A 12,070-nucleotide genomic window follows, 5' to 3' on the forward strand; every position below is an offset into this window, starting at 1 on the left:
AATAGTTAGTCCTCTTTATCAAGCAATTGCTTTGTATATTCTACATATCTTCGATGTACAGTTGCTTTTGAAACATCATGACCAAAACCACGAAGTGTTGCTGCAATTTCTTCAAAAGTTAATTCATTCCGGCGTAAACGTACAATTTCCTCAATTGGCACTTCTTTTTTCTCACGTCCTATACTTAAATGACGATTTTTCAAATTATTCTCTGGACGAAATCCTTTCTCTACCGCTCTTTGCATGCCACGTTTAATTTTTAAATTGTGGATCTTTCTTTGATACTCTTCAACAATCCCAATTATATCTAGTACCATCGAATCAGAGTCAGAGAGTTCTAATTCTCCATTATGCGTATGCGTATATACTTTTATTCCCTCTTTATGTAAACAGTGCATTAATGCAATCTTTGCATTCCCTCTACCAAGGCGCGTTTCATCTTGTATGAGAAGTACATCAACTTGTTCATCGCGAATTGTATCTAGCACTTCTAATATGCCATCACGTTCAATTGTATAACCACTAGCCTGCTCCTCAATCACCTTTACAACATTCATTTGATAGCGCTCAGCTAAATGCAATAATTCATCTTTTTGACGCAATAATGATGTTTCCTGTTCTTCTTTTGTTGTGCTCACACGTGCATAAATAATTGCATTCATATTGAACCCTTCTTTCTCACTATATTTTCCTTATAGTGTATCATAAATTCTTCTTTCGTTCGAACTTATGTTTGTAGAATGTTTTTTCGCATGTTATACTTATTAATAAGAAAAATGAAAGAAAACGAGGTGTTAGAAAACATGGAAAAGTTAACGAAACGCCAGCAAGACATTCTCGACTTTATTAAGCTAAAAGTACAAGAAAAAGGATATCCACCTTCCGTACGTGAAATCGGTCAAGCAGTCGGCCTCGCTTCTAGTTCTACAGTGCACGGACATTTATCACGACTAGAAGAAAAAGGATATATTCGACGCGATCCAACAAAACCACGAGCAATTGAAATTTTAGGTGACAACCGAATGGATACAGAGACACAATCTGTTATTCAAGTTCCAATTGTCGGAAAAGTTACTGCTGGATTACCTATTACAGCAGTTGAAAGTGTAGAAGATCATTTCCCACTTCCAGCTAGCATTGTTGCTGGAGCAGACCAAGTATTTATGTTACGTATTTCCGGAGATAGTATGATTGAAGCTGGTATTTTCGATGGGGATTTAGTTGTTGTTCGCCAACAACAGTCTGCATACAACGGTGAAATTGTAGTCGCTTTAACAGAAGATAACGAAGCAACTGTTAAACGTTTCTATAAAGAAAAAGACCATTTCCGTCTACAACCGGAAAACTCTTCATTAGAACCTATCATTTTAAAACAAGTGTCAGTTATTGGAAAAGTAATTGGCGTATATCGTGATTTACATTAAGAATAATAAAAGAAGATAATTACCTTATTTATATACGGTAATTATCTTCTTTTTTTGTATTTTGATAGATTTTCATACATTTTATTTCTTATGAACGAGTTTCAATCGTCACATCGCCAGCAGCTGTTTTACCACTAATCTTTTTACTACCATTGCCAATTGTTATATTTTTATTTTCTTCATTAAAAATCATTACTTCGCCAGCAGCACTTTGCCCCGTTATAACTGCATCTTGTGGTTTTTCTAATAAAGTAATATCTACATCCCCAGCGGTTGAACTTGCCTCTACATCATATTTAGGATCATGATCCATAATATGCACTTCCCCGCTAGCCGACTTCGCAGTTACTTTTCCTATTACCTTCTTAAAGCTCACCTCACCAGCTTTTGAAGATCCTTCCACACTTTTTGCTGTGACATTTTTCAAATCTACTTCTCCAGCGAGTGTCCCAACACTTACACAATCACTTTTCACATCACTTATTTCTATTTGTCCAGCTGATGAATTTATTTTTATCTCTTGGTATGAACGTTCAGGCACAAGGAGAGTTATTGTAGACGTTTGAAATCTAAAATCGTAAAAAGAAAAATCAAATGAAGCACCTTTTTCTCTTTCCCCAATAATTTTTAATGTGTCACCATCTTCGGCAATACGAACCTCGTGTTTACGTACATCTCCTGATTGCTTTACATAAAAAGAAGAGTCGGGAGATTTTTGGACAACAATATCCCCAGCATCTAACTTAACTTCTATATTTTTTAGTGTTTCGTTTTTAATTACGTCTTCTTTATTTCCTTCTTCTGCAGTTTGCACTACTTTTTCATATGTTTGTGAAATCCCTATTACTCCAATAATGATACAAGCGATAGCTACTAACAATATTTTCTTCATCATCTACTCCCCTTTTATCATTTTGAAGTTCCATATTACATAACGTACGCATAACTTTTTAAACCACTTCGTACTATAATAAGCGATAATACATAACAACAAACCTACTCCAACAAACGTTATACTAACGAATAAATCCAACCATATAAAAGTACCCATAAATACTTTTCCAATAACGAAAAATGGTGTCACTACACTAGCAATTCCACCGAGCCAGAAGGAAAATATAAAAGCAATAATTGCAACTAACGGGCCTAACACAATAATAAAATTAAACAAACTAAGTCCAATCGCTGCCATAACAGCCCTTGTTATATTGGTAGTTGATGGGTCCTTTTTCATTTCGTCAAAGCGATACAAAGCAAGTAAGTCTTTTGCAATTACTTTCGGAGAGCCAAGGCCCTTTATTATTTCCGATTCAGTTTTTCCTTCTTCTATTCCAAACTGAAAATGCTCTTCATAATCAAATAAAATATCTTCCCTCTCTTCTTCCGGTAACTTTCTAAGATGACTTGATAATTCTTTAAGAAACTGTTCTTTACTCATCCCATTCCACCCCTTCAATAATTTCTTGTACGCCTTTTGCAAAATCACGCCACTCCGTTACTAACAAATTCAGTTGCGTTTCCCCTTGCTCAGTTAGTTGATAATATTTACGAGGCGGTCCCTCTGTAGATTCTTTTAAATACGTTTGAAAATATCCTTCTTTCGTTAAACGACGTAATAAAGGATACACTGACCCTTCCGATATTAAAAATTTATTTGAGATTTGCTGAACAAGTTCATAGCCGTAACAATCTTTACGTTTCACAAGTGCTAAAACACACAGTTCTAACACGCCTTTTTTAAACTGAACGTTCAAGGTCAATCCCCCTTTCTTATTTCAGTACTATTCAATACACGGTACCCGTTATATCCATAATATACCACTTAGTATTATTCATTGCAAGGTACTATATTTTTCAATACTTAATTTTCGAATTAAATACATCCACACCATATTTCAACTTCCACATTTTCATTCATAGCTAGCACGCATTTTAAATAATCCACATGACTTTTTTCGGGCATTTTGCGGGCACCCATCTAATTCATTTCACAAGCCTTTATATTTGCCCACAAATAAAAAAAGCCCTGATACCGTAGTATCAAGGCTTTTTTCTCTCTTAGTATAGAGACATATATTGGTCGCGTTCCCATTGGTGAACTTGCGTGCGGAAGATGTCCCACTCAATCTCTTTTGCTTCGATGAAGTGCTCAAGTAAATGTTCTCCTAGTGCACCGCATACTACTTCATTAGATTGTAATGTAACTAATGCTTGCGCTAATGTTGCTGGTAAGTCAACGATACCTGCTTCTTCGCGCTCTTCTTTTGTCATTACATAGATGTTACGGTCTACTGCAGCTGGTGGAGTTAATTTGTTTTTAATTCCATCAAGACCTGCTGCTAATAATGTAGCCATTACTAAATATGGGTTTGCAGCTGGGTCAACACTACGTACTTCTACGCGTGTACTAATACCACGAGATGCAGGGATACGTACTAATGGGCTACGGTTTTGCGCAGACCATGCTACGTAACAAGGAGCTTCGTATCCAGGTACTAAACGCTTGTAAGAGTTTACAGTTGGATTTGCTACCGCTGTAAATGCTGGTGCGTGTTTTAAAATACCTGCGATGAAGTGACGAGCATCATCACTTAATTGTAAGTCACCGTTTTGATCGAAGAATACGTTCTCACCATTTTTGAATAGTGATAAGTTACAGTGCATACCTGAACCGTTCACACCATATAATGGTTTTGGCATAAATGTTGCGTGTAAACCATGTTTACGAGCAATTGTTTTTACAACAAGTTTGAATGTTTGAATGTCATCACATGAGCGAATTGCATTTGCATATTTAAAGTCAATTTCATGTTGCCCTGGAGCAACCTCATGGTGAGACGCTTCAATTTCAAAGCCCATTTCTTCAAGTTCAAGCACGATATCACGACGACAGTTTTCCCCTAGATCCATCGGCGCAAGGTCGAAGTATCCACCGTTATCGTTTAATTCTAATGTTGGATTTCCTTTTTCATCTACTTTAAATAGGAAGAATTCTGGCTCTGGTCCAAGATTGAAATCTGAGAATCCCAATGCTTCCATTTCTTTTAATACACGCTTTAAGTTGTTACGTGGATCGCCATCAAATGGAGTGCCATCTGCATTGTAAATATCACAGATTAATCGAGCTACTTTTCCTTTTTCAGCTGTCCAAGGGAAAATTACCCAAGTATCTAAATCTGGATATAAGTACATATCAGATTCTTCAATACGTACGAAACCTTCAATAGAAGATCCATCAAACATCATTTTGTTATCAAGAGCTTTTGTTAATTGGCTCACTGGAATTTCTACGTTTTTAATTACTCCTAAAAGGTCCGTAAATTGTAAGCGGATATACTTTACATTCTCTTCTTTCGCCAAACGGAAAATATCTTCTCTTGTGTACCTAGCCATTATAAATTCCTCCTTAGTCCCTCTAAACACCTTCAGAATCAGTTATCTTTAGTGAAAAAACCTTGAAATGTCACCTTGTCGCAATGAAGTCCGATTAAATCTACCTGTATGTTGTAGTTCATCTCGAAGTATTTTGCGAAGCTCAGTTTTTGAAATTTCTTTCGTTTCTTCTTTTACTTTCACTGTTTCTGTTTGATTTACTTTCATTAGTAACACTTGTTTAATACCAGCCATATTCAAGCCTTGATCTAATAAATCTTTAATCTCTAACAACTTATCTACATCGTTAAATGAAAATAATCTACGATTCCCCTTTGTACGGGTTGGAGAAACAAGATTATGCTCTTCATAGTAGCGAATTTGACGTGCAGATAATTGTGTTAAATCCATAACAATACCAATAGGAAACAGCGGGGCAGAACGTCTATCTTCTTTCATTGTTTCAGTTCCTCCTTCGCCTTAACTGCTTCTCATTTTATACCATGTTATGTTTAGTGTCAATAGATGTTAGCTTTTCTTACATGATTTTTTTATAAATTTTTTCATTCTTTTTTCTAATGAGATTAATCATTACTTTCACACGAAAAAAGCTGTCGAAATCGACAGCTTCCCCTTAAGAAATTGTTAATAATTCTTTTTCAATTAACGCATCAATTGCAGAACAAATCGCAATCTTCACATGTGAATAAGTTAACCCACCTTGCACGTAAGCAACATAAGGCGGACGAATTGGACCATCAGCTGACAATTCAATACTTGCACCTTGAATAAACGTTCCCGCAGCCATAATTACATCATCTTCATAACCCGGCATATAGTTGGCATATGGAGTGAAGTGAGAATTAATTGGAGATGCATATTGAATCGCTTGGCAGAATGCAATCATACGATCTTTATCATCAAATTGAACAGACTGAATTAAATCTGTTCTTGGTGCATTCCATGCTGGTGATGTATTCATTCCTAACTTCTCTAAAAATGCAGCTGTAAAAATCGCACCTTTTAGCGCTTGTCCCGCTACATGCGGCGCTAAGAAGAAACCTTGATACATTTCTTGCAGACTGTATAAAGATGCCCCTGCTTCCGCACCGATTCCCGGAGATGTTAAACGATATGCACACGCTTCAACATACTGTTCTTTACCAACAATGTAACCACCAGTTTTAACAATTCCACCACCAGGGTTTTTAATAAGCGAACCTGCCATTAAATCTGCACCTACATGACATGGTTCTTGCTCTTCAATAAACTCACCATAACAGTTATCTACAAACACAACAACATCAGGTTTAATTTCTTTAACGAATGCTATCATCTCTTTAATTTGAGAAATAGTAAACGATGGACGAGTAGCATAACCTTTTGAGCGCTGAATCCCAATCATCTTCGTATTACTATGAATTGCAGTCGCAACAGCTCCAAAATCAACAAGCCCCTCTTCAGTAAGCGGAACTGCATTATAACCAATATTATATTCTTTAAATGAACCTACACCTTTTCCGCGTACACCAACGATTTCTTCTAATGTATCATACGGTTTGCCAGTGATGTACAATAACTCATCTCCCGGACGTAAAACACCGAATAACGCTGTAGAAATAGCATGAGTACCTGAAATAATTTGCGGACGAACAAGACCAGCTTCCGCTCCAAATACATCCGCATACACTTTTTCTAACGTATCACGGCCAATATCATCATAACCGTAACCTGTCGTCGGAATAAAATGCGAGTCACTAATTTTATGTTTACGGAAACTTTCTAACACTCGAAACTGATTGCTTTCAATTACTTCATCCGCGCGTTTATGTACTTCTGTAATCTGGCTCTCTACTTCTTTTACGATTGGAGCAATTTTTTCTCCATTTTTCAAACGATCAAACATTTTTATTTTCTCCTTCTTCCACTAAAAATCTCTTTAATTGCACATTAAGCGATGAATGAGCAAAAATATACCCCACGCAATTATATACAAATTTATCTTCCAGAAACTCCATCTTTGTTAATAGCGTCTCCGTCTTTAATAGCGTTAACAACTTACCTTCACTCGGTGGAATTCCCACTTGATAACGATTCATTTCTTCCTTCATTTTCGTTTCTATCGCTTCTTTTATATGCAATAAATCACTTTGTTCAAAGGCACTAGTCATTAAGAAGTCACTTTTCGGAAACGGAATAAAGTTTTGATGTAATTCATCTTTTTTATTATATAACGTAATAATAGGAATATGATTAATTTCAAGTTCTGACAATAATTGTTTTACTGTTTTCTCATGCCCTACATAATTAGGATCCGCTGAATCAACTACATGTAAAATAACATCCGCTTCACCAGCTTCTTCTAATGTCGAACGAAAAGCAGCAATTAATGACGTAGGTAAATCTTGTATAAAGCCCACCGTATCAGTTAGTAATACTGTATAACCTGAAGGTAACGGCATCTTCCTTGTCGTCGGGTCTAGCGTTGCAAACAACAAGTTTTCTTCAAACGTATCTGCTTCCGTCAATCTATTAAACAGTGTAGATTTTCCCGCATTCGTATACCCTATTAATGAAACTTGAAATACTTTATTATCTTTTCTTCTCTCACGATATCTTTTTCGATGCTCCACAACAACTGCAAGTTGTTTCTTTATTTCATCAACGCGTGATCGAATATGACGACGATCCGTCTCAAGTTTCGTCTCACCCGGCCCTCTCGTTCCAATACCACCACCAAGACGTGATAAAGACAATCCTTGCCCCATAAGACGTGGCATTGTATATTGCAACTGAGCTAATTCTACTTGAAGCTTACCTTCCCTCGACTTCGCACGTTGCGCAAAAATATCTAATATTAGTTGCGTTCGATCAATCACCCTCGCATCTAATACTGAGGATAAATTCCGAATTTGACTCGGCGTTAATTCGTTATTAAATACGATAACATCCGGTTCTAATTCTTCCGTTAACATTGTAAGCTCTTCTAATTTACCTTTACCTATATAGGTCGCCGGATGAAACTTCGGTCGTTTTTGCGTTGTAGACACTAACAATTCTGCTCGTGCAGTCTTCGCTAGCGATGCAAGCTCTTTCATGGAATGCATAAACTTTTCATCATCATCTTGTGGCAATTGACAGCCTACTAATATGACTTTTTCTTTTTCTTCCATCAAATATGTTCACTCATCCTTTTCGAAATTTAAACCTTCTAATATAATAGCAGAGGAAGCACATTTCATCTAGTTAGCGGGGGAGAAAATTCATGGCATGGGAGATTTTTAGCATCATAGGCACAATCGCTTTCGCACTAAGCGGAGCCATTGTTGCAATGGAAGAGGATTATGATATTTTCGGGGTGTATATTTTAGGAATGGCAACCGCATTTGGGGGAGGTGCCCTTCGTAATTTATTAATCGGTTATCCGATTGTCGCGTTTTGGCAACAAGACATGTTATTCCAAATCGCACTACTATCAATGACGATTATTTTTCTTTTTCCTAATAAATTAATTAGACATTGGAAAAAGTGGGAAAATATCACTGATGCTATTGGCTTATCAGCATTCGCCGTACAAGGAGCATTATATGCTCAAAAATTAAATTTACCAATTAGCGCTACAATCGTAGCAGCTGTTTTAACTGGTATTGGCGGTGGTATCATCCGCGATCTTTTAGCCCGCAGAAAACCTCTCGTCCTTCGAGCTGAAGTATATGCCTTTTGGACGATTCTAGCAGGTTTCTTAATCGGCGCTCAAATTATTGTTAGCGATTGGGCTCTATATACCTTATTCATTTTAATTGTTTGCTTCCGCATGGTTTCTATTCATTACAAATGGCATTTACCGCATAGACGTATCGATACAAAAGAACGTTCAATGCATAAATAGCAATCTAACCTCTTTACATATCGTAAAGAGGTTTTTCTTTTCTAATGAGTTTTTCTTTACATAATGTTTATACTAATCCTCAAAGCGAGGTGAATACAAATGACAAACCATGTTAATAAAGGCGCTCAAAAAAGCTCAGTAGGTCAAATTGGACACGATCCTAATTCTGCACACGAAAAAAGCGCTAAAATGGAACACTTCCATAAATCTTATCAAGAAAAAGCAAAAAAAGAGTAAAAGCACTTATACAAAAAACAGACGCACAGTTTACGTACTGTGCGTCTCCTCTTCAAGCATCAAATCACAACTTGATATCCCAATTAAATCATATTTATCATACGTATCCTCTTGCAACAACCGCATAGCCTGTGTACGAATCGATTTTTCAACAATATTCCGTACATATCTTCCATTACTAAACGATGTAATTTGCGATGAGTACTTTACGGCATGTAAATGATCTCTAAATTTCCATTCAGCCTCTTTCGATAACTGGTATTCACGTTCTTCATACATCCTCTTCCCTATTTCTAACAGCTGATTTACTGAGTAATCCGCAAATTCAATTATAAACGGAAAACGTGATTGCAGACCTGGATTTAATGAAAGAAAGTGATTCATTTCTCTTGAATATCCGGCTAATATCAATACAAAACCGTGTTGTTTATCTTCCATATGCTTTACGAGTGTATCAATTGCTTCTTTCCCAAAATCTTTTTCTCCCCCTCGGGCTAATGAATACGCCTCATCAATAAACAAAATACCTCCCATTGCTTTTTTTATTAAATCTCTTGTTTTTTGAGCTGTATGACCGATGTACTCTCCTACAAGATCCGCACGTTCAGCTTCAACTAAGTGCCCTTTTGATAGAATATTCATCTCAAACAACAATTTCCCTATCATTCTAGCAACAGTTGTCTTCCCTGTACCTGGATTCCCTTTAAACAACATATGGAGTACTTGCTTCTCAGACTTTAACCCTATTTCTTGTCTTTTTTTATTTACATAAATCCAAGCATATATTTCTTTTATTATCTTTTTTATATCATCCATCCCAATAAGCTTTCCCATTTCTTCTTCAATTCTTTGCAGCATCTCATGTTTCGTAGTAGTTTCATTTGAAATTACTGTTTTATTTTCTGCGGCTGGTAAAGAAATTTTCTTTCGATGATTTAACACAATATTAATTTGATTATTATTTTTCTTTCGCATCGATTGTTCCATACAATCACCTCATTTTATCCCGCTATTTGCGAGCAGTAAGACTCCCACCTCAAAATTCAGCAAATATTAGGAAGTTAGGCGGCAGATAATTGCCCGTAAATGCCCGATTGGTGCAGGCTAATGATCAGCGATGGATTAACAAAATCCCACTGATTAAAATTTCGCTTTATCCACTCACCAAATATTATTATTCCTGTCTCCCTTGCAAATGACTATTTTCAGAAAAGTTTGCTATAATATAAGAAATAATGAAGGTGGTGGAACTATGGAGACAACGGAATTCCATGATACAATACAAGCCTTTTCTATTTTTTTATTGAATAAAGGCCGAAAACCTTCAACCATTAAACGTTATGTTTATGACATTGAAGATTTCGGACATTGGTTAAAAAAAAACAAAAAGCTCCCTTCCAGTAATATATGGGCTACACTTTGTACAAAAGACTATGAAGATTATTTTTTCGACTTAAAAAAGAATCGACATTACTCAGAGAAAACGATGCACCGTGTATTTATTGTATTAAATAGAATGCATCACTTTCTAAACATCCCTAATCCATTAAAGAATATGGAAATTTCTATCCAACCAGACCGCAGGCTTCGCGATGAAGATTTCATTTCATCTGATGAGGAAAAAAGATTAAAACATATAGTCTCTTCATTGGAAGGACTTTCAGAAAAACAACGTCCTGTGCGCCCTTTATTGATAGATCGTAATATCGTTATTTTAAACTTATTAATCGACTATGGATTATCCTTACAGGAACTTACAGCATTAACTCTGCATCACGTCCACTTTGAAACTAACACATTATCTATCCCAGCAACCGCAGGGGTAGAAAGAACAATTACATTAACTAACGAAGACAAAAAACAACTATATGCTTATTACAAAAGCATCCCTGAACCCGTTCGTCCAAAATATCATAGCCATGACCCATTATTTATCGCATTTGATTTTAATCGTGGAACATACAGATGGGTATACGAAAATGATGCACCGAAGGGATTAACAGAAATCGCTATCCAAAAAATGATTCGCCTTGAAGTATCTAGAGCTAATTTACGCAAAGGAATCTCAGGACAACACTTTCGTAACACCTATATTTTAAACTTAATAAAAATAGAAACTCCGGAGTCAGAAATTATAAAACTAGCTGGATTCAAATCAAAAGTTTCACTAAAACGATATTATCAATACGCAGAAAATAGAAAAAACGCCTTATGATAAGGCGTTTTTTCTATTTTTTCTTTAAACAAACGATTTTACTATGACCATTTAACTAATTTTTGCATCTACTATGATGAGTTTCGTTCATATCCTCATGAGAAAGGAGAGATTTAATGTCTCATTTTAACGACAGTCAGAACAAATTCTCCAAACCATGCTTTCCAAGTAGCGCCGGACGAATCCCAAATACCCCATCAATCCCAGTTACTAAGGTACAACTTAGAACATTCCGTGCAATCATTATTGATTTAACAAAAATAATCCCAAAACTTTTCGCAAATCCATCTCCTCAAAACATTGAAGATCTAATCGATACATTGAACCTACTAAGTAAATTTATTTGTTCACTAGACGCTACTTCCTCCCTGAAAGCACAAGGGTTAGCTATTATTAAAAACTTAATAACTATATTAAAAAATCCAACCTTCGTAGCAAGCGCTGTATTTATCGAGCTTCAAAATCTAATTAATTATTTACTATACATTACAAAACTATTCCGAATCGACCCTTGCACACTTCAAGAGCTTCTTAAATTAATAGCAGCATTACAAACCGCTCTAGTTAATTCTGCTTCATTCATTAAAGGACCTACCGGGCCTACTGGGCCAGCAGGCGCTACTGGCGCTACCGGACCTCGAGGTAACACGGGCGCTACTGGTGCTACCGGACCTCGAGGTAACACGGGCGCTACTGGTGCTACCGGACCTCAAGGTAACACGGGCGCTACTGGTGCCACTGGGCCTCAAGGTAACACGGGCGCTACTGGTGCTACCGGACCTCGAGGTAACACGGGCGCTACTGGTGCCACCGGACCTCAAGGTAACACGGGTGCTACGGGTGCCACTGGGCCTCAAGGTAACACGGGTGCTACTGGTGCCACGGGACCTCGAGGTAACACGGGCGCTACTGGTGCTACCGGACCTCAAGGTA

Annotated in this window: 14 protein-coding genes; 5 read left to right on the forward strand and 9 right to left on the reverse strand. The window is 36.8% G+C overall.

The features are described 5' to 3' along the window. Positions 1-5 precede the first annotated feature (5 nt). Positions 6-662, reverse strand: a complete 657-nt coding sequence (locus tag RBB48_RS13420) for a YneB family resolvase-like protein (protein ID WP_046956545.1) — start codon at positions 660-662, stop codon at positions 6-8. Positions 663-803: 141 nt separating this feature from the next. Between RBB48_RS13420 and lexA the strand changes: the two genes are divergently transcribed. Further along, a complete protein-coding gene (gene lexA, locus RBB48_RS13425; RefSeq protein ID WP_000413737.1) occupies positions 804-1,424 on the forward strand; it encodes a transcriptional repressor LexA in 621 nt (206 codons plus the stop codon). 88 nt (positions 1,425-1,512) lie between these two features. On the opposite strand, the gene RBB48_RS13430 is transcribed toward lexA, so the two are convergent. From RBB48_RS13430 to hflX, 7 genes are all read right to left on the reverse strand, one after another. Beyond that, positions 1,513-2,319 carry a DUF4097 family beta strand repeat-containing protein gene (locus tag RBB48_RS13430; RefSeq protein WP_306007753.1) on the reverse strand — a complete coding sequence of 269 codons (807 nt, stop codon included), beginning with the start codon at positions 2,317-2,319 and terminating at the stop codon, positions 1,513-1,515. Next, a complete protein-coding gene (locus RBB48_RS13435; protein WP_097907534.1) occupies positions 2,320-2,862 on the reverse strand; it encodes a DUF1700 domain-containing protein in 543 nt (180 codons plus the stop codon). Continuing rightward, a complete protein-coding gene (locus RBB48_RS13440; RefSeq protein ID WP_001102620.1) occupies positions 2,855-3,178 on the reverse strand; it encodes a PadR family transcriptional regulator in 324 nt (107 codons plus the stop codon). Before RBB48_RS13440 ends, RBB48_RS13435 begins: the two co-directional genes overlap by 8 nt. Before the next feature lie 304 nt (positions 3,179-3,482). Beyond that, a complete protein-coding gene (gene glnA, locus RBB48_RS13445; RefSeq protein WP_000135338.1) occupies positions 3,483-4,817 on the reverse strand; it encodes a type I glutamate--ammonia ligase in 1,335 nt (444 codons plus the stop codon). Positions 4,818-4,865: 48 nt separating this feature from the next. Next, a complete protein-coding gene (gene glnR / locus RBB48_RS13450) occupies positions 4,866-5,255 on the reverse strand; it encodes a transcriptional repressor GlnR (RefSeq protein ID WP_000656785.1) in 390 nt (129 codons plus the stop codon). A gap of 175 nt (positions 5,256-5,430) precedes the next feature. After that, on the reverse strand, positions 5,431-6,702 hold the full coding sequence (locus RBB48_RS13455) for a methionine gamma-lyase family protein (protein WP_000460307.1): 1,272 nt from the start codon (positions 6,700-6,702) through the stop codon (positions 5,431-5,433). Further along, complete coding sequence (gene hflX, locus RBB48_RS13460; RefSeq protein WP_142398718.1) at positions 6,695-7,969, reverse strand: GTPase HflX; 1,275 nt, start codon at positions 7,967-7,969, stop codon at positions 6,695-6,697. The genes RBB48_RS13455 and hflX overlap by 8 nt, the downstream gene beginning before the upstream one ends. 92 nt (positions 7,970-8,061) lie before the next feature. Between hflX and RBB48_RS13465 the strand changes: the two genes are divergently transcribed. Both RBB48_RS13465 and RBB48_RS13470 read left to right on the forward strand, forming a co-directional pair. Next, the gene (locus RBB48_RS13465) at positions 8,062-8,685 is read left to right on the forward strand and encodes a trimeric intracellular cation channel family protein (protein WP_000312270.1); all 624 of its coding nucleotides are present in this window, start codon (positions 8,062-8,064) and stop codon (positions 8,683-8,685) included. A gap of 99 nt (positions 8,686-8,784) precedes the next feature. After that, positions 8,785-8,922: a hypothetical protein gene (locus RBB48_RS13470; protein WP_165775587.1), complete on the forward strand. Its 138-nt coding sequence runs from the start codon at positions 8,785-8,787 to the stop codon at positions 8,920-8,922. A gap of 30 nt (positions 8,923-8,952) precedes the next feature. Here the strand turns inward: RBB48_RS13470 and spoVK are convergent, their stop codons facing one another. After that, a complete protein-coding gene (spoVK, locus tag RBB48_RS13475; protein ID WP_087982006.1) occupies positions 8,953-9,909 on the reverse strand; it encodes a stage V sporulation protein K in 957 nt (318 codons plus the stop codon). Positions 9,910-10,174: 265 nt separating this feature from the next. On the opposite strand from spoVK, the gene RBB48_RS13480 reads away from it, so the two are divergent. Next, the gene (locus RBB48_RS13480) at positions 10,175-11,137 is read left to right on the forward strand and encodes a tyrosine-type recombinase/integrase (protein WP_306007754.1); all 963 of its coding nucleotides are present in this window, start codon (positions 10,175-10,177) and stop codon (positions 11,135-11,137) included. Between the two features lie 116 nt (positions 11,138-11,253). Continuing rightward, positions 11,254-12,070: collagen-like repeat preface domain-containing protein (locus RBB48_RS13485; RefSeq protein WP_306007755.1), on the forward strand; the 817-nt coding region annotated here is incomplete at its 3' end.

Source organism: Bacillus sp. MMSF_3353, from assembly GCF_030733445.1.
In the GTDB taxonomy this organism is placed as follows: domain Bacteria; phylum Bacillota; class Bacilli; order Bacillales; family Bacillaceae_G; genus Bacillus_A; species Bacillus_A wiedmannii.